Annotated in this window: 19 protein-coding genes; 11 read left to right on the top strand and 8 right to left on the bottom strand. The window is 43.2% G+C overall.

The genetic code is table 11. The features are described from left to right. Window positions 1-74 precede the first annotated feature (74 nt). From nrdE to nrdH, 3 genes are all read right to left on the bottom strand, one after another. Window positions 75-2,312 (bottom strand): class 1b ribonucleoside-diphosphate reductase subunit alpha, encoded by a 2,238-nt coding sequence (gene nrdE, locus AC1EK3_RS04415; protein ID WP_480033127.1) that lies wholly within the window; start codon window positions 2,310-2,312, stop codon window positions 75-77. Between the two features lie 85 nt (window positions 2,313-2,397). Continuing rightward, a complete protein-coding gene (nrdI, locus tag AC1EK3_RS04410; RefSeq protein ID WP_480033128.1) occupies window positions 2,398-2,898 on the bottom strand; it encodes a class Ib ribonucleoside-diphosphate reductase assembly flavoprotein NrdI in 501 nt (166 codons plus the stop codon). Between the two features lie 3 nt (window positions 2,899-2,901). Next, window positions 2,902-3,162, bottom strand: coding sequence for a glutaredoxin-like protein NrdH (gene nrdH / locus AC1EK3_RS04405; protein ID WP_480033129.1), 261 nt, complete (start codon window positions 3,160-3,162; stop codon window positions 2,902-2,904). A 426-nt stretch (window positions 3,163-3,588) separates the two neighbouring features. On the opposite strand from nrdH, the gene gndA reads away from it, so the two are divergent. Next, the gene (gene gndA, locus AC1EK3_RS04400; RefSeq protein ID WP_480033130.1) at window positions 3,589-5,043 is read left to right on the top strand and encodes an NADP-dependent phosphogluconate dehydrogenase; all 1,455 of its coding nucleotides are present in this window, start codon (window positions 3,589-3,591) and stop codon (window positions 5,041-5,043) included. A 98-nt stretch (window positions 5,044-5,141) separates the two neighbouring features. Here the strand turns inward: gndA and pgl are convergent, their stop codons facing one another. The 4 genes from pgl to AC1EK3_RS04380 all read right to left on the bottom strand — a co-directional run bounded on the left by pgl (window position 5,142) and on the right by AC1EK3_RS04380 (window position 11,123). Further along, entirely contained in the window at window positions 5,142-5,966 is an 825-nt protein-coding gene (pgl, locus tag AC1EK3_RS04395) for a 6-phosphogluconolactonase (RefSeq protein ID WP_480033131.1), read from the bottom strand. A gap of 78 nt (window positions 5,967-6,044) precedes the next feature. Continuing rightward, window positions 6,045-6,986: a glucose-6-phosphate dehydrogenase assembly protein OpcA gene (locus AC1EK3_RS04390; protein WP_480033132.1), complete on the bottom strand. Its 942-nt coding sequence runs from the start codon at window positions 6,984-6,986 to the stop codon at window positions 6,045-6,047. Continuing rightward, a complete protein-coding gene (zwf, locus tag AC1EK3_RS04385; protein ID WP_480033133.1) occupies window positions 6,983-8,563 on the bottom strand; it encodes a glucose-6-phosphate dehydrogenase in 1,581 nt (526 codons plus the stop codon). Before zwf ends, AC1EK3_RS04390 begins: the two co-directional genes overlap by 4 nt. Before the next feature lie 103 nt (window positions 8,564-8,666). Continuing rightward, window positions 8,667-11,123, bottom strand: coding sequence for an acyltransferase family protein (locus tag AC1EK3_RS04380; RefSeq protein WP_480033134.1), 2,457 nt, complete (start codon window positions 11,121-11,123; stop codon window positions 8,667-8,669). Between the two features lie 303 nt (window positions 11,124-11,426). On the opposite strand from AC1EK3_RS04380, the gene AC1EK3_RS04375 reads away from it, so the two are divergent. Further along, window positions 11,427-11,921, top strand: coding sequence for an inorganic diphosphatase (locus tag AC1EK3_RS04375; RefSeq protein WP_004105658.1), 495 nt, complete (start codon window positions 11,427-11,429; stop codon window positions 11,919-11,921). Window positions 11,922-12,063: 142 nt separating this feature from the next. On the opposite strand, the gene AC1EK3_RS04370 is transcribed toward AC1EK3_RS04375, so the two are convergent. Then, complete coding sequence (locus AC1EK3_RS04370) at window positions 12,064-12,855, bottom strand: beta-carotene 15,15'-monooxygenase (RefSeq protein WP_415683244.1); 792 nt, start codon at window positions 12,853-12,855, stop codon at window positions 12,064-12,066. A gap of 241 nt (window positions 12,856-13,096) precedes the next feature. Between AC1EK3_RS04370 and AC1EK3_RS04365 the strand changes: the two genes are divergently transcribed. From AC1EK3_RS04365 to AC1EK3_RS04325, 9 genes are all read left to right on the top strand, one after another. Then, window positions 13,097-13,888, top strand: coding sequence for a response regulator transcription factor (locus AC1EK3_RS04365; RefSeq protein WP_415683245.1), 792 nt, complete (start codon window positions 13,097-13,099; stop codon window positions 13,886-13,888). 20 nt (window positions 13,889-13,908) lie between these two features. Beyond that, window positions 13,909-14,562, top strand: a complete 654-nt coding sequence (gene nth, locus AC1EK3_RS04360) for an endonuclease III (protein ID WP_480033135.1) — start codon at window positions 13,909-13,911, stop codon at window positions 14,560-14,562. A gap of 130 nt (window positions 14,563-14,692) precedes the next feature. After that, on the top strand, window positions 14,693-16,180 hold the full coding sequence (locus tag AC1EK3_RS04355) for an ABC transporter substrate-binding protein (protein ID WP_480033204.1): 1,488 nt from the start codon (window positions 14,693-14,695) through the stop codon (window positions 16,178-16,180). Between the two features lie 48 nt (window positions 16,181-16,228). Next, entirely contained in the window at window positions 16,229-18,988 is a 2,760-nt protein-coding gene (gene valS, locus AC1EK3_RS04350) for a valine--tRNA ligase (protein WP_480033136.1), read from the top strand. Between the two features lie 120 nt (window positions 18,989-19,108). Beyond that, window positions 19,109-20,905, top strand: a complete 1,797-nt coding sequence (gene argS, locus AC1EK3_RS04345) for an arginine--tRNA ligase (RefSeq protein ID WP_480033137.1) — start codon at window positions 19,109-19,111, stop codon at window positions 20,903-20,905. Between the two features lie 253 nt (window positions 20,906-21,158). Further along, complete coding sequence (brnQ, locus tag AC1EK3_RS04340; protein ID WP_480033138.1) at window positions 21,159-22,715, top strand: branched-chain amino acid transport system II carrier protein; 1,557 nt, start codon at window positions 21,159-21,161, stop codon at window positions 22,713-22,715. Window positions 22,716-23,088: 373 nt separating this feature from the next. Further along, window positions 23,089-24,369: an ABC transporter substrate-binding protein gene (locus AC1EK3_RS04335; RefSeq protein ID WP_004105646.1), complete on the top strand. Its 1,281-nt coding sequence runs from the start codon at window positions 23,089-23,091 to the stop codon at window positions 24,367-24,369. Window positions 24,370-24,371: 2 nt separating this feature from the next. Continuing rightward, window positions 24,372-25,337 carry a carbohydrate ABC transporter permease gene (locus AC1EK3_RS04330; RefSeq protein ID WP_004105644.1) on the top strand — a complete coding sequence of 322 codons (966 nt, stop codon included), beginning with the start codon at window positions 24,372-24,374 and terminating at the stop codon, window positions 25,335-25,337. Then, window positions 25,321-26,163, top strand: a complete 843-nt coding sequence (locus AC1EK3_RS04325; RefSeq protein WP_050397215.1) for a carbohydrate ABC transporter permease — start codon at window positions 25,321-25,323, stop codon at window positions 26,161-26,163. Before AC1EK3_RS04330 ends, AC1EK3_RS04325 begins: the two co-directional genes overlap by 17 nt. The last annotated feature ends 2 nt before the right edge of the window (window positions 26,164-26,165 follow it).

The raw sequence follows: 26,165 nt of genomic DNA, 5'->3' as shown, positions 1-26,165 counted from the left end.
GTTTTATAAAATTTTTTAAGTTTTGATTTTAATCTTTTAAAGATTTACAGCGCTGTGATTTACAGCGCCACGGCTTACAGCGTGCAGCTTACGCAACCCTCGATTTCCGTACCTTCCAAAGCTTTCTGGCGAATACGAATGTAGTAAAGAGTCTTAATGCCCTTGCGCCATGCGTAAATCTGAGCCTTATTCAAATCGCGAGTAGTCGTAGTGTCTGGGAAGAACAAAGTAAGCGACAATCCCTGATCCACATGCTGAGTTGCTTCAGCGTAAGTATCAATAATTGCCTTCCAGCCAATCTCGTAAGCGTCCTTAAAGTACTGCATATTGTCATTCGTCATGTAAGCGGCAGGGTAGTAGACGCGTCCAACTTTGCCCTCTTTGCGAATCTCAATGCGAGAAGCAATCGGGTGAATAGAACTTGTGGAATGATTAATGTACGAGATTGAGCCGGTTGGAGGAACAGCCTGCAAATACTCGTTGTAAATGCCGTCGCGCAAAATCTCGTCGCGCAGTTGCTCCCAGTCTGAAACAGTTGGAATCGCAACATTAAAACGAGCAAACAAATCGCGAACCGCTTGAGTTTTAGGTTCAAGAGAACGACTTCCATCAGTGTATTTATCGAAGTAGTTGCCTTTTCCTGCAGGCTTAGCGTAGGCACTCGTCTTAAAGCTTGCAAAAGCGTGTCCGCGCTCTACGGCTAAAGCGTGAGAAGCTTTATAAGCGTGGTAAGCAACAGTCATAAAGTACATGTCTGTAAAGTCAAGAGCTTCTTCGCTTCCGTACTGCATGTGTTCGCGAGCAAGGAAACCGTGCAAATTCATTTGACCCAAGCCAATAGCGTGGCCTTCCGCGTTTCCGCGACGAATTGAAGGCACAGAATCAATCGAAGTATGCTCAGAAACAGAAGTGAGCGCACGAACGGCAAGCTCAACGCTTGTACCCAAGTCGCCGTCCATCGCCTTAGCAATATTAAGAGAGCCAAGATTGCAAGAAATATCGCGACCAACGTGGCTATAAGACAAGTCAGCGTTATAAGTGCTTGCTTCTTGAGTTTGCAAAATCTCGGAGCACAAGTTGCTCATAGTAATGCGGCCCTCAATAGGATTTGTGCGATTCACAGTATCCTCAAACAAAATGTAAGGGTAGCCAGATTCAAACTGAATTTCCGCAAGTGTCATAAAGAATTCGCGAGCGTCGATGTACTTCTTGTGAATACGAGGATTTGCAACCATCTCATCGTAATGCTCAGTAACAGAAATATCTGCAAAAGGCTTGCCATATTCGCGCTCAACGTCGTAAGGGCTAAACAAAGCCATCTTTTCCTTGCGCTTAGCAAGCTCAAAAGTAATATCTGGAATCACAACGCCCAAAGAAAGCGACTTAATACGAATCTTTTCGTCAGCATTCTCGCGCTTAGTGTCGAGGAAACGCATAATATCTGGGTGGTGTGCGCTAATATACACGGCACCAGCACCCTGACGAGCACCAAGCTGATTAGCGTAAGAGAATGAATCTTCCAAAAGCTTCATAACAGGCACAACGCCACTCGACTGATTTTCAATGCGCTTAATAGGAGCGCCAAGTTCGCGCAAATTCGTAAGAAGCAGAGCCACGCCGCCGCCACGCTTAGAAAGTTGCAAAGCAGAATTAATTCCACGCGCAATAGACTCCATGTTATCTTCCAAACGCACGAGGAAGCAGCTTACAGCCTCGCCACGCTGAGCTTTACCAAGATTCAAGAACGTTGGGGTGGCTGGCTGGAAGCGACCTGCAAGCATCTCGTCCAAATAGTTGAGCGCTGCTTTTTCGTCACCATCTGCAAGTTCCAAAGCGACTGCAGCTGCGCGCTGAGCGAAGTTTTCCAAATACTGCTTGCCGTCGAAAGTCTTCAAAGCGTAAGAAGTGTAGAACTTAAAAGCACCCAAGAATGTGCCGAAGGTGTGGTGAGCGGCTTGCGCGTGCTCGTAGAATTTATCGAGGAACTCGTCGCTGTACTTTCCGAATACGTTGCCGTTGTAGTAATAGTTGTCAATCAAATAGTTCAAGCGCTCGCGAGTGGAAGCAAACTTCATGCTGTGTTCTTGCACGTAACCCGAAACGTAAAGCTTTTCTGCTTCCTGATCTTTATCAAACTGAATGCCCTTTTCTGGGTCAAAAAGACCGAGCATAGCGTTAAGAACGTGGTAGTCGCGGCTGTTGCGAATGCGCTCTGCTGTTGTGCTGGCAGTTGCGCTGGCTGTTGCGCTTGCAGAATCAGTGTGATCAAGATTAAGCGAAGTAGATTCGCTCATCGGATCCGTGCTATTCATGGGGTTTGTTCCTTTCTTCATGCGTTATTTTTGCTTTTTCAAACGCTTTTTGTTTTGTTTCTTTTACTTATTTTGTTTATCTTGTTTATTTTGTTTCTTCTGTTTCTTTGAGTTGTTTTAAAAATCTCGGTATGCCCTGCGCTACTTTTTCTATATCTTCTTGAGTTCCCGTGAGCTCAAACGAGTACATATTTGGGATTCCGCACTTTCCTGCAATTTGACCGCCTGCAGCGCAATATGCTTCTCCAAAATTCGTATTTCCGGAAGAAATTACTCCGCGAATAAACGAACGATTTTCGCGATTATTTAAGAATTTGCGAACTTGCATCGGTATTGCTTTTGCAATATTTCCACCGCCGTAAGTTGGAACAATCAAAACATACGGTTCGCGCACGTTTAATTCCGGCTCTTTAGGGCGAAGTGGTATGCGATATACGTTCACGTTATTGCTTGGAAAATCGCAATTTTGCACAAATCTTAACGTGTTTTCGGAAACTGAGGAAAAGTAGACTACAGCTCCGATTGATTCGCCTTGTGCGCTAGATTCTGGTTCGCTTTGTTGTGTTATATTTTCTTGTTCACACATTTCTTATGCTTCTTTTGCTGTCTCTGCGGAAGTTCCGAGTTTATCCGCAATTTGCGCAATTAAATCTGGACGGTACCCACTCCAGGATGCGTCGGGAGCAATGACTACTGGAGCTTGACGGTAGCCTGCATTGCGTAGCTGATCTAATGCTTCAGGACTTTTGGATAAATCTACAGTTTCGAAGTTCACGCCAAGTTTTGTGAACTGTCGCTTAGTTGCATCACACTGTGGGCAATGAGGTTTAGTAAACACTGTGATAGTCATTTCAATCTCCTCTGGTGATGGGGAATTTTGCAATTCCTGGTTGTATCGACAAAAGCCAAGTAGTTAGCTTACTCCGAATAAGCACTATTTATAGTGGTGTGTCGATTGTGTAAACACTATATATAGTTATTATTTAAAATAGCTAAAAATAGCGTGTTCGTAAGCGTGTCGTGTTTTATGAAGTGAATATGAGCTTAGTTTTAACGATTAAAAATGTAATTTATTTCACAAAATTTATATTTGAAACTGCTTAGCTTGCATATTGTTAAGCCTTGTGCATATCCGCCTATAAAATTATTAAGTGCGTTTCTTGAAGGGGCGTAACGCAAAATAAAAAATTGTGCATTTTGTAGATAATGCAGATTGCTTGGGTGCGCAAAGCATGCGTGCAAATAACAAAACAAGTACAAGATAAGAGGTGTCATTATGACTCAAGCTCAGGCAAATATTGGTGTTGTTGGTTTGGCTGCCATGGGTTCGAATTTAGCGCGTAATCTTGCGCATCATGGAAATACAGTAGCTGTTTATAACCGTCATTATTCGCGCACTGAAACTTTAATGAATGAGCATGGCAGTGAAGGTGCTTTCGTGCCTTCAAAAACTGTTGAAGAATTTGTGGCTTCTCTAAAGCGGCCGCGCACCGCAATAATTATGGTAAAAGCTGGTGCTCCTACAGATGCTGTGATTGAAGAACTTGCGAACGCTATGGAGCCGGGAGATATTATCGTCGACGGCGGAAACTCTTATTTTGAAGATACGATTCGCAGAGAGCGTGACATTCGCGCGCGCGGTCTTCATTATGTTGGTTGCGGTGTTTCTGGCGGCGAAGAAGGTGCTTTGCGTGGTCCTTCGATGATGCCTGGTGGCACTGAGGAATCTTGGAAGACTCTTGGTCCTATTTTGAAGTCTATTGCTGCTGTTGCTGAAGGTGAGCCTTGCGTAACGCATATCGGCACTGATGGTGCTGGTCACTTTGTGAAGATGGTTCACAATGGCATCGAGTATTCGGATATGCAGCTTATTGCCGAAAGCTACGATTTAATGCTTCGCGGATTGGGCATGAAGTCCGACGAAATTGCGGATGTGTTTAGCGAGTGGAATAAGGGCGAACTTGATTCTTATTTGATTGAGATTACTGCTGATGTGCTTCGCCAGAAGGATGCTAAGACTGGTAAGCCTTTGGTTGAAATGATGGTGGATCATGCTGGCATGAAGGGTACTGGTACTTGGACTGTGCAGTCTGCGCTTTCGCTCGGCATACCTGTTACCGGTATTGCTGAAGCTGTGTTTGCGCGTGGTCTTTCAAGCCAAGTTGCTTTACGTGAAGCTGCTGAAAGCCAAGGTTTGACTGGCCCGGACGCTCATTTTGATTTGAACGATGCTGAGCGTAAGGCGTTTATTGAGGATATTCGCCAAGCTTTGTACGCTTCTAAGATTGTTTCTTATGCTCAGGGCTTCGATGAGATTGCAGCTGCTGCAATTGAGCATGATTGGAAGATTGACCAGGCTGCGGTTGCTCGCATTTGGCGTGGTGGATGCATTATTCGTGCTCAGTTCTTGAACCGTGTTTCTGAGGCCTTTGAGTCTGGTGAAGCAAGCGTTTCTCTGCTTTTTGCACCGTACTTTAAGGATGCAATTGAAAAGTCTCAAGCTGCTTGGCGTCGTGTTATTGCGCGTGCAGTTGAGCATGGCGTGCCTGTTCCAGCATTCTCTAGCTTGCTTGCGTACTACGATGGCTTGCGCTCCAAGCGTTTGCCAGCTTCGCTTATTCAAGCTCAGCGCGATTTCTTCGGTGCGCACACTTACGGTCGCATTGACGAGCCAGGCGTATTCCACACTTTGTGGGCAGATCCTAATCGCCCAGAAGTAAAGCAAGATTAAAAAATAATATTTAGAGATAACAGACCTTTGCATTATTATGCAGGGGTCTGTTATCTATTGTTCTAAATATTATGCATGTTGCTAGAAAGCTATGAAAGCTACTTAATAGCAGCTTGCAAAGTTTCTGTGGTTGTTAGCCAAGAGATTTCGTCTGTGCCGTTTGCAAAAGACGCAGGATATTCAGGATTATTAGCTTCCGAAAGTGAATTCATTAAAGAAGCGCCCTTTTCTGCTCCGGCAGTCAAGAACCAAGTGCGGCGACTGTGAGCCAGCACAGGAACTGTAAGAGACAATCGCATTGGAGGAAGCTTAGGGGAGTGGTTTACTCCAACAACAATGCGCTCGCGATTGTTGACATGCGGCAATCCTGGGAAAAGTGAAGCCATATGAGCATCCGGACCCATACCGAGGATTGCTAAATCAAACACAGGCTCTTTACCAAGTATGCTCACAATTTCTTCCTCATAGTCGCGTGCTGCAGCATCTAAAATTGCATCATTTTCAGCGTCGCTGGCTGTTGCAATTTCCTCAGCACTACGCTCGTCTGCAGGCATTTCGTGAATATGAGATTCTGCCAAAGCCTTGTTAGAAGTAAGTAAGTTAAGAAACATTTCGCGAGCCTTGCGTGCGTTGCGATCCTCGCTATCATAAGCTACGAAACGCTCATCTGCCCACCAAATATGCACTAAATTCCAATTAATCGCAGGTAAAAGTGGATTGCTAGCAAACATTTGGAACATGCGTATTGAATCTGTGCCACCAGTAAGAAGTAAATGGAATGGTTTATTGAGATTTTGCACATTATTTTGTGACTCCATAATAAGCGTTACTAGGCGTTGAGCTGCAACGGCTGCAAGCACATCGCGATTATCGTATCCGTAAATACTTGCGTTATGTGCAAAAGTAACTTCATTATTTGTCATAGTTGTTCCTTTTATGCAATTAAAAATGTTTCACACGCTGTTTCATACGTTGTTTCACAAGTTGTTTCACGTAATGTTTTACGCATTTTCTGCAGGATTATCTCTAACCAACTGCGCGTAAATTTCGTCAGGATCAATGCGTCGCAATTCTTCACTTAAGCAATCATCCAAAGTGCGAATAGGAAGCGCAATAGGTTGTGCAGCCTGTCCAGGCAAGCTAATCAAAGCTTGATCTCCGCCAGCAGGGCGAGTAAGTGACAATGTGCCATCTTCGCGTTCTAAAGTTACGGAAGTAATAGCTTGAGCTTCGGGATTTTCAACTATTTCTACAGGCACGTGCAAGCTACTCTTCAGCCAAGCTGCAAGTAAATGCAAAGACACGTAATGAGTAGGACCCACAACTTTCGCGCTAAGAATAGGCAAATGTGGAGGTTGATCGAGCATAGAAGCAAGTAAAGCGCGCCAAGGAGTTAAACGCGTCCAAGACAAATCTGCATCTTGCGGAGACCAGTTTTTGCGCAAGTTTTGCACAGTTTTAAGAGTGTCGTCTGCTCGCTGTGCATCAGTAATTCTGCTACTTGCCATAGCTCCAAGCAAATCGTGAGCAGGATCTTCAGGAGCGTTTGTTGGCCACCATGCAACAACCGGCGCATCTGGCACAAGTAGTGGAATAACAAGCGTATCCGGATGACGAACTAAACCGTTGTGCGGATACAAAATAATAATTTCACCAGCTCCAGCATCTGCGCCAAAACGTACTTGAGCATCAAGATTCGGCACAACCTCACCGCGCTCAGCAGCGTGCTCGCTAGACCAATCTCGAACCATTGCAATAACTCGGCAAGGATGCTCGCGGCTAGCTGCGTTTGCTGCATCAAGTGCATGCTCTAACTCTTTAAGATTTGTATCAATAAGCAAAGTGAGCACTCGACCAGTAGCGGATTCGCCGCGCTCTTCGTGCAATTCGTCGATTTTTGCTGCAATTTTGCTTGTATTAGTATCAGGAAGGTTGATAATCATGGCAGCCTCCAATGGCGATTATCTCGAGCAAGCATAGCATCAGCTTCTGCTGGACCCCACGTTCCAGCGCGATACGGTTGCGGTTGTGTGCCAAGCGAACTCCAGAATTCCTCAATAGGGTCAAGAATTTTCCAACTTAAATCTACTTCTTGCGTAGTTGGGAATAGCGGTGGTTCGCCAAGAAGTACGTCAAGAATCAAGCGCTCGTAAGCTTCAGGGGAACTTTCAGTAAAAGAGCGTCCGTAACTAAAGTCCATAGAAACGTCTCGAACTTCCATAGCAGTTCCGCCAGGAACTTTCGCACCAAAGCGCATAGTAACGCCCTCGTCTGGCTGCACTCGAATCACAATAGCGTTACTGCCAAGTTCGCGCACAGCAGTAGACTCAAACGGCAAATGCGGAGCGCGCTTAAAAATAACAGCAATTTCCGTAACGCGCTTGCCTAAACGTTTGCCGGTTCGCAAGTAGAACGGAACTCCAGCCCAACGGCGAGTATCAACGTCAAGTCGCACAGCAGCATACGTTTCAGTAGTGCTTTTAGGATCAATGCCTTGTTCTTCCAAGTATCCAACAGCTTTGTAAGAGCCCTGCCATCCTGCTGCATACTGTCCTCGAGCAGTATTGGCAGCCAAGTCTTGAGGTAGTCGGATTGCAGATAATACTTTTGTTTTTTCAGCAGTCAAATCGCTAGCGCGGAAACTTACAGGCTCTTCCATAGCGGTAAGTGCCATAAGTTGAAGCAAATGGTTCTGAATCACGTCACGTGCAGCGCCGATTCCGTCGTAGTATCCGGCTCTTCCGCCAATGCCAATATCTTCAGCCATCGTAATTTGCACGTGATCGACGTAATTCGCGTTCCAAATCGGTTCATACATTGCGTTAGCAAAGCGGAAAGCAAGCAAATTTTGCACAGTTTCCTTGCCTAAATAATGGTCAATTCGGAACACAGAATTAGGATCAAAAACTTCAGAAACAACGCGATCCAACTCTCGTGCGCTCGCTAAATCGTGTCCAAAAGGCTTTTCAATAATTACGCGTCGCCAAGCATGTTCAGAAGAGTGCGAAAGACCTGATGCTGCAAGTTGTTGCGCAACAACCGGGAAGCTGGAAGGCGGAATAGACATGTAAAAAGCGTGATTTCTGCGAGTTCCACGATCTCTATCTAGCTCGTTTACTGTTTTGCTTAAACGCTCAAACGCGGACGCATCGTCAAAAGTACCGCGCACGAAACGTATGCCTTTAGCGAGATTAATCCAAGTTGACTCACGAAATGGCGTTCTGCAATGCTGCTCAATATTTTCGCGCACAAAGTTTACGAAATGCTCATCCGTCCAATCGCGTCTTGCAAAACCAGTTAAACCAAATCCTGGAGGCAAAAGACCGCGATTAGCTAAATCATATACTGCTGGCATAAGTTTTTTGCGTGCTAAATCGCCAGTAATGCCAAAAATTACTAGGCTGCACGGGCCCGCAATACGAGCTAAACGCAAATCACGCGGATCGCGCAAAGGATTCGTCCAAGTAGATACGCTTTCCCCAGCGTCTTGCGAATCATGTAGTGTCCTCAACTCAGTCATAAATACTATCGTAATATTTCGTAGCTATTTTCACCACGCAAAACGCAATTTATTACGCTTAATAACAGTATTAAAAAGTTTTAGCGCGCTATAACTCTAATTTTCAGCCACCGCACACTGCTAAACGAATCATTTTCGCGTATTGCGGACCACCGACTGGAGTTAAGTGAACTCCATCGTCAGTCAAATATTCTGAGTGACCGTTACTCAAACCATGCCAGTCTATAATGCCAACATTATGGTGAGTTGCTGCGAACTTGCGTAAGCTATCGTTCGTCGCATCCTGCCAAGGTTGTGGGACTCGTGTGGTAACGAAGTAAACAGGTCTACCTTTTGCTACATCAACCATGTGTTGAAGCACGCTATCGTCACGAGGAGGGCCGTTGGTTCCAAGAGCGAAAATTACCACATCTCCAGCGTGTTTTACAGAAATATCTTTCTCGTATTCATCAGCTCCGTGGAAAATTTGTCTACTCACTTTTCCATCTATATAAGCGTTAGGCATAACTTGCATCAAATATGGTTTAGCGCCTTCAGTAATAGAATCTCCAACCATAGTTAAGTTCACGGAACAAGTGTTGCGTCGTTTGTCGATTCGCGTATGAGTAGTAACAAGATTTCGTGGAACTTTTTCTGCAATAGGGAAGAGAATGCGATACTTCGATGGTGTAGGTGGAAGAGACTGTTTTACTACATCCTTTTGCGCACCTTTTGGAACTGCTTTTCCTTTTGTTTTTTGCTCAGAATTAGTTCTGTCAAAAGCAGTAGGTTTTTTATTTAACAATGAAGATTGAGCTACTTGTGCTGTCAATTCTGGGCGAAGCTGCATTGACCTATGCTTAGCTATATCTTGCCAATTTACTGGCAAGATAATTAACGACACAATAATTATGCAGCACAAAGTTAGTGAAACAGAGCGGATAAGCTTAAATAATTGTTGATCTTTTATTGGCTTTTCAAATAACTGATACAAGCATTCTGCAAGTGCAACTATTACTAGTGCCTGAAAGACTTGCTCGCCTGTAGATACAGCAGTTGTTCTATTTGCTGGGTTGAATAATTCAAGAACAGGGAAGTGAACTAAATAAATTGCAAAAGAGCGTCTGCCGATATAAGCGAGCGGAGCCCATGCAAATATTCTTGAGCAAATATTATCAGTTTGCGTGCAAGACCACAGTATTAGTGTGCAAGCGGCTGCTGTTATTGTGTATCCGCCGAAAACAAATACTGAAGATGTGCCTTCTGCATACACGAAGCAGTAGCACAACACAATTGTTGCCAACAGTCCAATGCAAGATCTCTGCCATGCATGAAGTGGATTATAAAAAACAGTTTTTGGCTTATTGAATGCGTTATTTGGAAGTTCTTGTATATCTGGAGCTACGCTATTATCTGATAAATCAATTTGTAATCCTTCGCGCAAGTCAGCAGGTATTCCATCTTCAGCAAATACTTTTTCGTTATTTGCGTAGGATTTATCTGATTTTTTCGTTAGTGCTGAATTATCTACACTACTATCTGCATTACTATCTAACTTAACTGATGAAGCTAAGCTGACAGATATGTTCTTTTTGCCAATTAGCAAATGTAATGCATGAATAAGCCACGCGTGGAATGAATGTTTTGCAAACCAAGCGCCGTACATTGCTAACATTGCGCCCATTAAGAATTCTGATGCTCTCGTATCTAGAGAATAGTAGACGCGAGCTGGAGTTGTGTAATTGTCAAATAAGTAGGAAAAAGTAAAAGTAAGAATAGAAGAAAGTATTGCTAAGCCTGCTGTGATATACATGCGTACTAGCTTGCTACGCACGAATTTAATAAGTGCAGCAAGGATAATAGGCCATATAACAAAAGCTTGCATTATAAGTCCGAGATACCAAAGATGTTTGATAGGAGAAGGTAATCCGGACTGTTCAAAATATGAAAGTTTACGAGCAACATACATTATGTTGCTAAAGAATCCGGAGCCTGAAAGAGCATCTGCTTGTAACTTTGGCAGTAGACTTGGCGAAAAAAGCCACATAATTGGTGCTGTTATAGCGATAATTCCAAGTGTCGATGGCCAAATTCTTTTTACGCGCTTTAGTAAATATTCCCAGTAATGCTTGATTCCTTGAGTATTTTTATTATTATCTTCGATATTTTCTGCATTTTTTGCGTTTTTATCTGCGTTTAAATAGCGCAGAACTGATCTCGTGCAAAAATATCCTGCCAATACCAAAAACAGTGTTACTCCAAGGAATCCTCCCGTAAGAAGGCTTGGACGCATATGAAAGCATACAATACCAATAATTGCTAGAGCTCTTAAACCGTCTATTGCTTTATTTCGCTTCGAAACAGTATTTGTAGGTAAAGTAGATGATTGTTTATTTTCAGCTTTTGCGCTATTAATAGTTTTTTCTACGGTAATAGATTTTTCTACTGTATTATTTGCTTTTGATGAAAGATTAGTTGAGTTCGTTTTACTAGCATTTTTTTCTGCAGTAACCTTCTTTGTTTTGAAGGATTGATCTGCTTGTGAAACAGTGGAAGTGTTCACGCATCTCTTTTTTGTCATCTTGCCTACGCTTCGGTAACCATACTGGTATGTGTGCAACATATCGTGTGTAAAACGTAGCAATATTAACTGCGTATTAAGACACTTTTATAGCTTAAAGCGTGTCTTGTTGATATGCCTAGGATGCGCTAAAAATATGTGATTTTATGCTACTTCTGTAAGGGATACAAAACGTTTATTATTTAATGAAATTTGTTAACAAAATTTTGTATTGCATGCTCTATTGTTGTCGTTCGTCGGTGCGCGCTAAAGTGAGATAGAACAGTTATATGAATTGTTATTAAAGTTATCAAAGGAGCCAAAATGGCAGAAACTTTTAACGTTGTGGTAGAGATTCCACGCGGTTCTAAGAACAAGTATGAAGTGGATCACGAAACTGGTCGCGTATTCTTGGATCGTACGCTTTTCACAGCTATGGGTTATCCAGATGATTACGGTTATATTGATGGCACTTTGGGCGAAGATGGAGATCCACTCGACGCTCTTGTTATGATTCCAAATTCTGTGTTCCCAGGATGCGTTGTTGAGTGCCGCGCCGTTGGCTTGTATCACATGGTTGACGAAGCCGGTGGAGATGACAAGGTTTTGTGTGTTCCAGCTGACGTTCGTTTCGACGACATCAAGGATATTGATGACGTGAACGAGTATCACAAGGCTGAAATCAAGCACTTCTTCGAGCAGTACAAGGCTTTGGAGCCAGGTAAGGAAGTTCTTCCTGGTGACTTCTGGGCTGGCGTTGAGCAGGCTGAGAAGGAAATCGTTGCAGCTCGCAAGCGCTTGGAAGAAAGCGAAAAATAAGTTTCGCTTTTAATAAGCAAAACAATAAAATTAAAGGCTAAATAAAACGTCGAAGACACATACCGTGTTTTCGACGTTTTTATGTAAGCAGGTGATTTCAAAAGTAAATTAAAACGTAACGTTACATACGCTTTAAATAATTTTAAGCAGCTACTAGCATTCCAAGACCTGCAATATACACAAGCATTCCTGAAAGCATTATTGGCAATATAGAAGTAGCGATATCGTGCGCAATAATTCCAGTTTTGTATTCTTCATAATTGTTGCGAACCCATAAATATGAAAGTCCTGATAGCGCGATTAGCATAAATATGCACAGTACTATAACGAGTATTCCAGCGTTTAAATTGCGAAGCGATGGTATAAAGCTAATAATTGACGGCAAAAATAGCCAACCCGGAAGTGCTGCACAAGCAATACTTGCAGTCAACGTGTGCGAAAGATTTCGTACTAAATTTGTGCGATTCTCGCGCAGCATTTGCCTCAAGAATGTCACAAATGTTGCTGCTACAAGAATTAGAGCAAAAGATACAGCCCAACGTTCGTAAGGGTGAATTGCAGCAATAAACTTACTCATTGACACAGTTTCGTTATCAATGACGACGCTTTTTGGCAGCCATACCTTTAATACTCCAGTTGCAAACCATGCAGAAGCAATTCCTGCGCATAATGCAATAGCTCTGTCAATTAAATTTCCGCGCAGTGGCCACAACGCTATAAATATAAGCATTATGATAAGGCATAACATAAGTGTTATTTTTGCTGTTGCAATTGGCAATATCGCTGCAATTGCGAGAAGTACTACAACAAAAATTTGGCTTATAAACATCGCCAATGCGTTCATGCTAGGTATACGTGTATGTTTTTGAACATTTACGCAAGAATTATCATTTTTCTGCATCTTGTCATTGCAGATACGTGTTTCATTGCTCATACACACTCCCTAGTGCTGTAAGTTTTATATTTATAAAGCGTAATATGCCCATAAAATATTAACAAATTACTTTGTTTATTTACTAATGTAGCCTATAACCTGCACTGCGCTTTATTGTGTTGATATTTTTTATCTTCGGAAGACGCAAGTGTTGCGCTTATCGCTATTTTTCGCAGTATGGTTTACAATTCCTGTAAAGGCTGAATTTGCTACTACATCAATTGTTTGTTGGAGGCATCATATGACTGATATCACATTGATGACTTCGTGTGCTTCTCCCTCTTCAGTTTTACCTTCACTTACTTTGTTATCTCATAAAGTGCGTTTACTTTCTTTGGATACGTCAAGTTTGGCAAAACTACCTGCACAAACCATTCTTTTGCTTGACGCGCGTGAGGATTTAGCTCTCGCTAAATCAATGTGTTCTTCTCTGCGTGTTGCAAATATTACGGTTCCTGTCATATTAGTTATAACTGAGGGTGGTTTTACTGTAGTAAATCCTTCGTGGAACATTTCTGATGTTGTGCTAACCAATGCTTCTCCTGCAGAAGTAGAAGGTCGTTTGCGTTTGGCTTCTTTGCAACACGGATCTTCTGATGATTTATTTGTGCATTCGCAAGGTTCTGAAATTGATGATTCTTTCAATTCAGACAATGGAACTATGCGTTCTGGAGATCTCGTTGTAGATATGCGTAGCTACACAGTGAGTTTGCATGGTCATCCTGTTGATTTAGCTTATAAAGAATTTGAATTGCTGAAATACTTTGTGCAGCATCCGCGCAGGGTGTTTACTCGCACTCATTTGTTGCAAGAAGTATGGGGTTACGACTACTACGGTGGCACTCGTACTGTAGATGTCCATATTCGTAGGCTTCGTGCAAAACTTGGTGTTGAATATGAACATTTGATTGGCACAGTGCGTAATGTTGGCTATCGCTTCGATCCTTCGGAATCAGACGAGAATAGCGAAATTTCCGAAAGCAGCATTGAAGATGATTCTGAAAATGATGCAGATAAGCAGCCTGAACAATAACGATTTATTGAAGCTCTAATATGCGAGAATCAAAACAAGCGAAATTAGCTCGTATTTATGCAGAGTACGATTTATTGTGCAAAGAAATACCGGAACCGAAGTGTGCATTAAATTTCAAAAATCCGTTTGAGCTACTAATTGCTACTGTATTAAGTGCGCAAACTACAGATAAGCGCGTAAATATTGTGACTCCTGAACTCTTTTCTATTTTTCCCAACGCGAGTTCTTTAGCTGCTGCTCCTGTATCTCAAGTTGAGTCAATTATTTACCCTCTCGGATTTTATAGAGTAAAAGCACAGAACATTATTTCATTATCTGCATGCTTGCTTAATAATTTTTCTGGTATAGTGCCATCAAATATGGAAGATTTAATATCGTTGCCAGGTGTTGGCCGTAAAACTGCCAATGTCGTTCTTGGCAACGCATTTGGATTACCGGGGTTTCCTGTAGACACTCACGTAATACGTGTTACAGGGCGTCTTGGTTGGCGTAAGGTTCAGGCTCATCCAAATCCTGTCGCTATTGAACGCGAAATAACAGCTTATTTTGCTCCTAAAGAGTGGACTAATCTTTCTCATAGACTTATTTTGCACGGCAGAAAAATTTGCACTGCTCGGAATCCAAAATGTGTTTCATGCCCTTTAAATGCAACATGTCCGTCAGTAATTATTTAAAGCGTGTTGTTTCCAATTCCGATATTGATATAGACTGTAAGTTATGTCAAGAACAGGCAAATATGCGTATCGTGCTTCCAGGTCAGCTCATGCTCGAGTTAATACAGACTGGATGCCATGGGTTGTGTTTGTGGTTGTGTCAGTAATAATGAGCGGCATTTTGTGGTGTGGATGGCAAATATACCAAGGTCATTCGCCTTTTGCTTCAATAATGCATCCAGCTAGTAACTCAGTGCTAAAAGTTGGTTTGCGTACTGCTCCTGAATCTCTTGATATTAGAAAAGACGATAGTGACGCTTTACAGCAAGCTTTAATTGGTAATGTTTACGAAACTCTTGTTAAACGTGGCGATGATAATAGTTTGCAACCGGGTCTCGCGAAGTCATGGGATATTTCGAAAGACGGCTTAACATATCGCTTTAATTTGCGTCAAGGCGTGCGTTTCTCTAACGGTAGTGAGATGAATTCCAATTCCGTATTAGAATCTTTGAAACAAGGCATAACAAATAATTATCCTGGTTATAGCGCGCTTTCAAATATTAAAACCGTTAATAATCCAGATAATTACACTCTAGTAATCACTCTTAATAATCCAGATGCTTTACTTCTACGTCGTCTTGCTGGACGCGTTGGCATTGTGTATGACACAAAATCAATGATCGACTATGCAAGTGCTGCTCTTGGCACAGGTCCTTTCACTGTAAGTGACTACAATAAAGGCAATTCTTTAGTATTACTTCGCAACGATAAATATTGGGGAACTCCTGCTTCTTGCGCAAGTGTTACTTTGCAATATTTCAATAGCGATACTGCTCTAGCTGAGGCAATGGAAAAAGGCAATATTCAAATGGCAGTTCCGCTTGAAGGTAGCGAAAATAAGCGTCTTGCTGCTGTTGCTAATACGCAAATGGTAGAAGGACAGAGCACAAGAGTGCGATTTGTTGCAATAAATACAACAGTTTCGTCAATTTTCTGCGATGAGCAGGCTCGTAAAGCTGCGAGATACGCTTTGAATGCGCAAACTGTACTTGCAGCTGATGGCAATGGTGGTGTTCCAGTAGGAGGACCTATTGATCCTCTTTCAACTGGTTATGAAGATTTAAATGGATTGTATCCTTATAATCCAAGCAAAGCTGCTCCCTTGTTCCATTACTTTAGCGCAAGATATTTAGGAACTATTACTTTCCTTGTTTCACAAGGCGAAGGTGGAGTTGGGCGCGAGCTTTCAAAACAGATTAGTTCCGTGAGCGGTTTTAAGGTCAATCTTGAAGAAGTTGATCAACAAACTATGCGTAAGCGTATTAGTGAAGGTAAGTATGATCTTGCGCTTACTACTAGTAATCGTACTTTAGATGAAGGCATGTTTGCAGAAAGCGGTTCTCCGTTCGTTTTGCAAGACGCGCGTGCTCAACAAGCTTGGGCTGATGCAGTTCATTCTAAGAATGCAAGCGAATATGAGGCAAATGCTCGTGCATATGCTCGCGAAGTAAGCAATAATGCTGCAGCGCACTGGCTTTATGCTCGTAAAAGCATAATGGCTGTGAAATCTAATATAAGCGGTTATACGAAGAATATGACGGATCAGCTTCTGCCATTGCAAAGCGTAGTTGTGAAATAGAAAAGCGTAAGATTTGCGTTGTCGCGCTGAGTTTCTAATATTCAGTTCATGAGTGAACAGGATAACAACACAGTAAAGCACGCACATTTAACGCCTCTTCCTAACAAAGTTGGCGTTGATGGTCTTGAAGACAAGTGGCGTAGCAATTGGGATGAAGCTAAGACTTACGCATTCCATAATTCTCGCGACCGTAAGGCCGTATATTCTATCGATACTCCACCTCCAACAGTTAGTGGACACTTGCATGTTGGTCACGTATTCTCCTACACGCATACGGATGTTATTGCGCGATATAAGCGTATGCAAGGCTTTGACGTGTTCTACCCAATGGGTTGGGACGATAACGGTTTGCCAACAGAGCGCCGCGTACAAAACTATTACGGCGTGCGCGTAGACACTTCGTTGAAGTATGACCATGATTTTAAGCCGCCTTTTGAAGGCACTGAAGGCAAGAAAATTGAAGCTAAGGATCAGGTTCCTGTAAGCCGACAGAACTTTATTGAGCTTTGTGAGCGCTTAACTTCTCAAGATGAGAAGCTTTTTGAAGCATTGTGGCGCAGGCTCGGTCTTTCTGTAGACTGGTCGCAAACTTACCACACTATTGGCGAGCAGCCTCGCCGAGTTGCGCAAAAAGCATTCCTTCGCAATCTTGCTCGCGGAGAAGCTTATCAAAAAGACGCTCCAGGCTTGTGGGATGTTACATTCCAGACTGCAGTTGCTCAGGCTGAGCTTGAATCGCGCGAATATCCTGGTTTCTACCATAAGATTGCGTTCCGTTTTGAAGATGGTACGCCAATTTATATTGAAACTACGCGCCCAGAATTGCTTGCTGCATGCACTTCCTTAATTGCAAATCCAGAAGATGAGCGTTACAAGAAGTACTTTGGTCAAGAAGTTTATTCACCGCTGTTTAAGGTGAAGGTTCCGATTTTGGCGCATTCTGCTGCTCAAATGGACAAAGGTGCTGGCATTGCAATGTGCTGCACTTTCGGTGATGTAACTGACGTTGAGTGGTGGCGCGATTTGAATTTGCCAACTCGACCAATCATTCAGCGTAACGGTCGCATTGTAATGACGACTCCTGATTGGATTACGGATGAATCCGGTCGCGAAATGTTCGAGAAAATTGCCGGCAAAACCACGTTCTCTGCTCGCAAGGAAGTTGTTGAAGCTTTGCAAGCAGCTGGAGATATGGAAGGCGATCCAAAGCCAACAAAGCGCATGACGAACTTCTACGAAAAGGGCGATAAGCCTTTGGAAATCGTCACTTCTCGTCAATGGTACTTAAAGAACGGCGGCACAGACGAAAAGCTGAATGCTGAGCTTATTGAGCGTGGCAAGGAACTTAACTTCCACCCAGACTTTATGCGCGTGCGCTACGAGAATTGGGTTCATGGCTTGAATGGTGACTGGCTTATTTCTCGCCAGCGCTTCTTCGGCGTGCCATTCCCATTATGGTACCCAGTAAACGAAAATGGGGAAGTTGATTACGAGCATCCTTTGACGCCTAGCGAAGATCGTTTGCCAATCGACCCAACTATTGACGTTCCAGAAGGCTTTGATGAATCTCAGCGAGACCAGCCAAATGGCTTTACTGCTGAGCAAGACATTATGGACACTTGGGCAACATCTTCCTTAACTCCACAAATCGTGACTCGTTGGGAAGAGCCAGGTGAGGAAAATCAAGCTTTGTTTAAGGCTACTTTCCCAATGGATTTGCGTCCACAAGGTCAGGATATCATTCGTACTTGGCTGTTTAGTACTGTTGATCGTGCACATCTTGAAAACGGCTGCTTGCCTTGGAAGCATGCTGCGCTTTCTGGCTGGATTCTTGATCCTGACCATAAGAAGATGTCTAAATCTAAAGGCAACGTGGTTGTGCCAAATAAGCCAATCGAAGAGTTTGGTGCGGATGCTGTGCGCTACTGGGCAACTTCTGCAAAACTTGGCTTGGATGCAACTTACGACGAAGGTCAAATGAAGATTGGTCGTCGCCTTGCGATTAAGCTTTTGAACGCTACAAAGTTTGCGCTCGCAATTGGTCGCGAAGATGATGAGCATCAGGTTCTTGAGCCTGCTAGCGCGGACTGGGATTTTGCAGACGTTACGGAAGTATTGGATCGCTCTGTTATGGCAAAGCTTGCATCCGTTATTCGTACCGCAACTGATGCGCTTGAATCTTACGAGCATTCTAAGGCTTTGGAAGCAATCGAAACCTTCTTCTGGGAATTCTGCGACGATTATATTGAGCTTGCAAAGAATCGTGCTTACGGTACTGCAGAATCCACTGGACGCACTCCAAGTGAAGCTGCTGTGAAGTCTGCTCGCACAACTCTTGGTCTTGCACTCGATGCTTTGGCTCGCTTGCTTGCTCCTTACTTGCCTTACGCTACTGAAGAGGTGTGGAGCTGGATGCATGACGGCGAAGGCTCTGTGCATCGTGCTAGCTGGCCATGCGCTAAGGCGTATGAGTCTGCTGCAAACGGTGTTTCTGCGGATACTTTGGCTTATGCGGGTGAAGCTTTGGCTACTTTGCGAAAGATTAAGTCTGAAGCAAAAGTTTCTATGAAGACTCCTATTTTGCAGGTGACTTTGAATGTTGTAGAAAACGCTTACAAGGCTGTTGAGGAGACTTTGGATGACGTTGCTGAAGCTGGACGCGTTACTGGAGAAGTAAAGCTTAACGCTGTTAAGGCTGCAGTTGCTGGAGATTCTTCTGATTCTGAATCTGCAGATTCTGATGCAGCTAACGTAAACGTTTCAGTTGCTCAAAGCGAACTCGGCGAAGCTCCTGCAAAAAAGAAGTAAACGCAAGTAGTCGAAAATAATTAATCGCAAAACAAAAGCGCTGGAAGTCAATCTTCGACTCCAGCGCTTTTTGTGTATTGTAATCGCGAAGCATCGCGCGGTAACGCTAGACTGTAAACCATGAATCCAGAAAGCTTAAGTGAATTAATTGAAAAAATTGCTAAAGATTTAGTAGCAAGCGGTAAAGCTGGCAATCTAACAGAAGATTTGATTCCTGCAGCCGAAAAACTTGCAGTTATGCGACCAAAAGATCGCGCACACGGAGATTGGGCTACGAACGTTGCTATGCAGCTCGCTAAAAAAGCTGGTATGAAGCCTCACGATTTAGCTGAACTTTTTGCCGAGCGTTTGCAAGAAGCGGAAGGTATTGCGTCTGTAGAAGTTGCAGGTCCTGGCTTTATTAACATAACGCTTGATTCTGCTTCTGCAGCGGCTGTTGTTGACGAGGTCTTAAAGCAGGGTGCTGATTTTGGTAAGAATGCGCACTTAAGCGGCAAAACTTTGAATCTTGAGTTTGTTTCCGCAAACCCAACTGGTCCAATCCACATTGGTGGAACTCGCTGGGCTGCAGTTGGCGATTCCATGGCTCGAGTCTTGGAAGCAAACGGCGCAAAAGTTGTGCGCGAATACTACTTCAATGATCATGGCGAGCAAATCAACCGTTTTGCAAAGTCGCTTGTAGCGGCTGCTCATGGAGAAGAAACGCCTGCAGATGGTTACAAAGGCGCGTATATTAACGAAATCGCGGACGCTGTTATAAAAGAAGCGCAAGCAGACGGAGTTGATGTTCTTTCTTTGCCAAGAATTGATCTTGGAAAAGACGAGGAAGGTTTGCCTCTTGGTGAAGGTGATTCCGAGCAGCGCGAAGAGTTCCGCAAGCGTGCAGTGCCAATGATGTTTGCTGAAATTCGCAAGTCAATGCGCGATTTTCGTGTTGGTTTTGACGTGTGGTTCCACGAGAACAGCCTGTACGAAGATGGCGAAGTTGAGCGCGCTATTACAGACTTGCGTGAGCGTGGAGATATTTTTGAAAAAGATGGCGCAACTTGGTTTGAATCCACCAAGCATGGCGACGATAAAGATCGCGTAATTATTAAGTCTGACGGCAATTACGCTTACTTTGCTGCAGATATTGCGTACTATCGCAACAAGCGCCACCGTGATCAGAATCCTGCGGACGTAGCGATTTACATGCTTGGCGCGGATCATCACGGCTATATTGGCAGAATGATGGCAATGTGCGCGGCTTTTGGAGACAAGCCAGGCGAAAATATGCAGATTCTTATTGGTCAGCTTGTAAACGTTATGAAGGACGGCAAGCCTGTACGCATGAGCAAGCGCGCAGGAAACGTTATTACGATTGACGATTTAGTTGATGCAATTGGCGTAGACGCTTCGCGTTACTCACTTGCTCGCACCGATTACAATACAAGCGTTGATATTGATTTGGATTTGCTTGCTTCTCATAGCAACGATAATCCTGTGTATTACGTGCAATACGCGCACGCACGCAGCTGCAATGTGGCTCGCAATGCTGCGGACGCTGGAATTAGTGCAGATGGCGCTGATTTAAGCTTGCTTAATACCGAGGCTGACGGTGAAGTGTTGGCTGCTTTGGCGCAATGGCCTGCAGCTCTTGCACAAGCTGGCGATTTGCGCGCTCCTCACAGAGTTGCGCATTACCTTGAGGATTTGGCAGCAAGCTACCACAAGTGGTACAACCTTGAGCGCGTTGTGCCAATGGAGTTAACTGACCCTGAAAATCGTTTGCCGGAAGCTGAGCGCGAAGCTCAGCGCATTGCAAAGTGCCCAGAGCCAGCTCGTGCTGCAGCTCGCTTAAAGCTTAACGCTGCTGTGCGCACAGTTATTGCAACTGGTCTTGATTTGCTTGGAGTTTCTGCTCCAGAAAAGATGTGATTTTACTTATTTTATATAAGATTTAGAGCAAAGCTATAAGCATTTTTGATTGCATAGGACGTTGGTAGTTTGCCAGCGTCCTTTTTATTTTTATTAAGGACACGCGCGAGATTGTAAATTTATGCCGATTAAGTACATGCAATTTATTAAGATACCCCCTAATATTATTTTCGCTTTAAATCCAAAATATAAAATCAGAGATTTAGCTGAATAGTATGCAAATACAAAATTTATCCTTATAGGAGGTGTAAGCATGAGCGTCACAACACAAAGTGTCAGCACAGACAGTGCCCCGAAAAAAAGGAACCTGACAATTATTGAGTCCGCGTACGTGGCGGTCATGTTGTTTGGTATGTTCTTTGGCGCAGGAAACCTGATTTTCCCTGTGTTCCTTGGAGCTAACGCAGGAAACAATTCCATTCCTGCAGCATTAGGCTTTATTATTACCGGCGTTGGTTTGCCATTGTTGGGCGTTACAGCTCTTGCAATGAGTCGTGCAAACGGTCTTTTTGAACTTTCAAGCAAGCCGAGCAGAAAATACGGCATGTTCTTTACTTGCGTGCTGTATTTAACAATCGGACCATTCTTTGCAATTCCTCGCTGCGCAACAACTTCGTACACTGTTGGTTTGGAGCGCGTTGTTCCACAAGACGGAAACGGTCAATTGTATTTGTTCTTGTTCTCTGTGGTTTTCTTCGCACTAGCGTTCTTCTTTGCGCTAAAGCCAAGCGGCATACTTACATGGGTTGGTAAAGTTCTTACACCTATATTCTTGGTTTTCTTAGGCGTCCTGGTATTTACTGCGCTGTTTTCTCCTGTAAGCGGTGCTTCTTCGGATGCTGCTCCTATAGGAAAGTACGTTAATGAATCATTCTTTACAGGATTCTTAGATGGTTACAATACAATGGATGCTTTAGCTAGCTTGGCTTTTGGCATTATAGTTGTTAGTACTATTCGATCCTTTGGTGTAAAAGACCCTAAAGATGTGGCAGTGAATACTGTGCGATCTGGATTCTTTAGCTGCTTGCTTATGGCGTTGATTTACGTCGCAATTGTTATTGTCGGCGTGCGTAGCCGTGCACTGTTTAAGCCTGCTGAAAACGGTGGCATAACTTTGGCGCAAGTCGCACGTTACCATCTTGGAAACGTTGGCTTATTTGTGCTTGCTGCAACTGTTACTCTTGCATGCTTAAAGACGGCAGTTGGTTTAATTGTAAGCTGCTCGGAAACCTTCTCTAAGTTATTCCCTAAGGGTCCTAGCTATCGCGTTTGGTCTGTGTTGATTACGCTTGTTTCGTTTGGCCTTGCAAACTTTGGTTTGAGCACAATCATCGAATATGCAGTTCCAGTATTGATGTTCTTGTATCCACTGTCAATCGTATTGATTCTTTTGGCTTTGTGCGGTCGACTTTTTGGAAATTCCAAAGTCGTGTACGCTTGGACACTTGGTTTTACTGGTGTTGCAGCTGTATTTGACTTTTTGAATAGTTTGCCGCCTGTTTTGCGCAGCGCATTGCATATGAACGATATGTTGGTGGTTGCTCAAAACTGGCTGCCGTTCTCAGAATTTGGCATGGCTTGGGTTTGCCCTGCTGTTGTTGGATTCGTTGTTGGCTATGTCCGCATGGTTTTATTTGAAAACAAGGACATGGAAGAGGTGGCTCGTCTAGCTGCTGGTCCAGATCTTGAAGGCAGCGTTGCTAGCGACGATGATTATTATTCAAGCGATGCTGAGTTTGACGAGTCGGATTCGTTCGTTGTATCTGCTAAGTCTACTGTTGACGAGCCTAATTTTAGTGAGCAATCCTAAAGTTTTGTAGAGTCGCGTAGACGTTATAATGATCGCCATATTTTGTTGCGTAATTTTTCGTAGCAAAGTATGGCGAATTTTATATAAAACGCACGCTTGACTTATTTATTGGAACGATTTAGTATATTTCAATAACGAACAAAATAATGTGCAATCTAAAAGTAATTCTCGCTTAGCCAGTAAAGCAAGATACGAAAAGGCACACGTCTAGTGCTCGGCGCTGAGGCATTAGCAAAATGGTTGTTCATGAGTGAAAGGAGTAAACGACGCTGTTTGCGGCAGAAGTCTGGCGTTGCTATATATCAAATGGTGCATTGGGCGGTATGCCCAAGAACCTTTAAGTTTCTCTAAATATTTCTAAGGAAGAACAACGATGTTGAAACTAAAAAAGTTTGGAGCAATCTCTGTGATGCTCGTTGCTGCGCTTTCGCTTACCGCATGTGGTGGCGGCACAAGCTCCACGAGTAATGCTCAAGGTAAAACAACCGTTTCTGTTTGGCATTATTGGGATGGCGCTAATGCAGATGCCTTCGATAAAAAAGTAAAAGCATTTAATGCTTCGCACAAGAACATTGAGATTAAAACTACAAATGTTCCTAATGCTGATTTCTTAACAAAATTACGCGCATCTGCTACGTCAAATACTTTGCCAGACATGGCTATAGGCGATTTGATTTGGATGCCTCAAATGGCGCAAATTGGCAAATCTGCAGACTTAAAAAAGCTTCTCAAGCCTGAAGTAATTGACAATATTAACCCAGCATTAAAGAATTTTGGGTCAATTGATGGTCGCTTAGTATCCGTTCCAATGTCAGCCAATAATCTTGCTTATATGTACAATCGCACAATATTTAAGAAGGCTGGTTTAGATCCAGATAAGCCGCCAAAAACTTGGGCTGAATTAAAGCAAATGGCAAAGCAAATCAAAGATAAGACTGGTCTTCCAGGATACGATTTGCCAACTGAAGCAGGAGACAGCGGTGAGGCTCTTACCTGGAACTTCCAAGTCAATCTTTGGCAAGCTGGGGGTGAATTCTTAAAGAAAGATAACTCTGCTGCTGCTTTTAACACTCCTGCAGGTAAGAAAGCTGCCAATTTCTGGATGGATCTTATTAAAAGTGGAGTGAGCCCATATGCTGGATGGGGCAAGTTTGAAAAAGGTAAAGGTGGTTCTGCTCAGGAAGGTTCTTGGATGGTAGGTATTTGGGCAGCGGATCCTCCATTTGATTTTGCTGCAGCTCCTTTACCAACTCCTGAAGGTGGTAAACCATCTACTAATCTTGGCGGAGAACAAGCCATGTTGTTTAACAATGATGATGCAAAAGTAAAAGCTGCTGCTGAATTTGTGACTTGGTTCTTGCAAGACAAGCAAGTGCTTGATTGGTGTGAATCTACTGGTTTCCTGCCTGCGACAAAGAGTGCTGCTAACAATGCAGAGTATCGTTCATGGGTTGAAAAGAAAGAGCCTCGCTTACTTCCATATATTGAACAAATGGCAACTGCTCATACTCGTCCAAACACCAAACTATATCCACAGATTTCGTTGGCATTCGCAAAGGAAATGGAAAAAGCATTTTCTGGCGAAGTAAATGTTGGAACTGCATTAAAGAATGCAGAAAAAGCAGTCAACGAAGTAATATCGCAAGGTAAGTAATCATGCGTAATCCGATAGTACAGTTGAAAAAGAACAAGTCAGCTGCTAATGCAGAAGCAAAGGCTAGTAATGGTAAGCTGATTCGTGATAGTCGTAAAACTGTAGGTAAATGGGAGCAAATTCTCACAGCATGGGGATTGTTGCTTCCGGGATTAGTGATTCTCGTCATCTTCACTTTTTATCCAATTATTTCTGCAGCTTATACGAGCTTAACGAATTGGAACGGGTTTTCTGTAAATCCAGATTTTATTGGATTGAAGAATTATGTGAAACTATCTCAAGATCCAGAATTTTGGAATAGTTTAACCGTGACTGTTATCTATGCATTTGGTGTAGCTGTGCTATCGGTTGTTTCGGGGTTGCTTTTTGCGGTATTACTAGATGCGCCAATTCGCGCTCGCGGATTGTATCGCACTATATATTTCCTTCCTGTCGTTACCTCCTCGGTGGCTGTAGCAATTGTGTGGAAATATATGTTGGATCCATCGGGTCTTGTAAATTCTGTACTCTCATCCCTAGGTATTGCAGGACCCGACTGGCTCCACAACAAGTGGCTAGCATTACTTGCTACTACACTCCTTACAGTTTGGAAGAACTTAGGTTTTAATATCATTCTATATTTGACTGCTTTGCAATCTCTTTCTAAGTCGACTTATGAAGCTGCAAGTCTTGATGGTGCTACGAGCTGGCAACAGCTGCGTTATATTACAGTTCCTCTGCTTAGACCAATGACATTCTTTGTGGTTGTGCAAGCACTGATTAGTAGTTTCCAATCATTTGATTTAATTTATGTGTTTACTGAAGGCGGTCCTCGAGGTGGCACTGACGTACTAGGAATGTTTATGTATCGTCAAGCATTTAGGTTAGGCAATTTCGGTTATGGTACGGCAATTGCTATAGCGTCGCTGGTGTTAGTTCTTATCGTAACTCTTGTGCAATGGAAGGTAAGTAATGCAGAAAATAAGTAAGGTTTTTACGAGATTGCGTTCGTTGCATCTTGCTCGGCATATTGTACTCATTATCGGTGCAGCTTCGGTACTTATTCCATTTATGTGGATGTTTACAACGTCGTTGCAAACAAAAGCCGAAACGTATGCCGTTCAGTCAGTGATTCCAACATCATGGCATTGGGAAAATTATCTGCATGCGTGGCAAAGCGCTCCGTTTGCAAACTATTATATTAATAGCTTGATCATGTCGGCAATTATTGTAGTTGGTCACCTTGCGTTTGATGCTATGGCAGCTTTTGCTTTTGCGCGATTAGAGTTTCCTGGAAAGAAAATATTATTCGTGCTGCTACTTTCTGCTTTCATGGTTCCTGCTTTCGTAACAGTTATACCTATGTACGGTATTATCGCTCAGTTGCGTTGGATTGATACTATGGCAGCTTTAACAGTTCCGCGTTTGGCTGATGTATTTGGCATTATTTTGCTACGCCAACATTTTACTACTATCCCGCGTGAGCTAGATGAGGCTGCAAGAATTGACGGATGTTCAAGCCTTGGTATTTTTATTAAAGTTATTCTGCCGCTTTCTAAGCCAGCTCTTGCAACTCTTGGTGTATTCTCATTCCTATTTGCATGGAATGATTTTCTGTGGCCTCTGTTGGTTACAAATGCAGAAGAAATGCGTACTATTCAAATCGGCTTGAGTGGTTTTGTTGGACGTTATGGTACGTCATGGAACTATTTAATGGCTGGAACTTTGACGTCAACTTTGCCATCAATTATTATTTTCTTCTTCTTCCAAAAAGCTCTTGAACGAGGAATCGCTTCTACAGGTCTTAAAGATTGAAG

It is taken from the genome of Gardnerella sp. C0026F2 (assembly GCF_056590715.1).
Note: the sequence above shows the minus strand (reverse complement) of the source record. Positions and strands in the feature narration are given on the sequence as shown.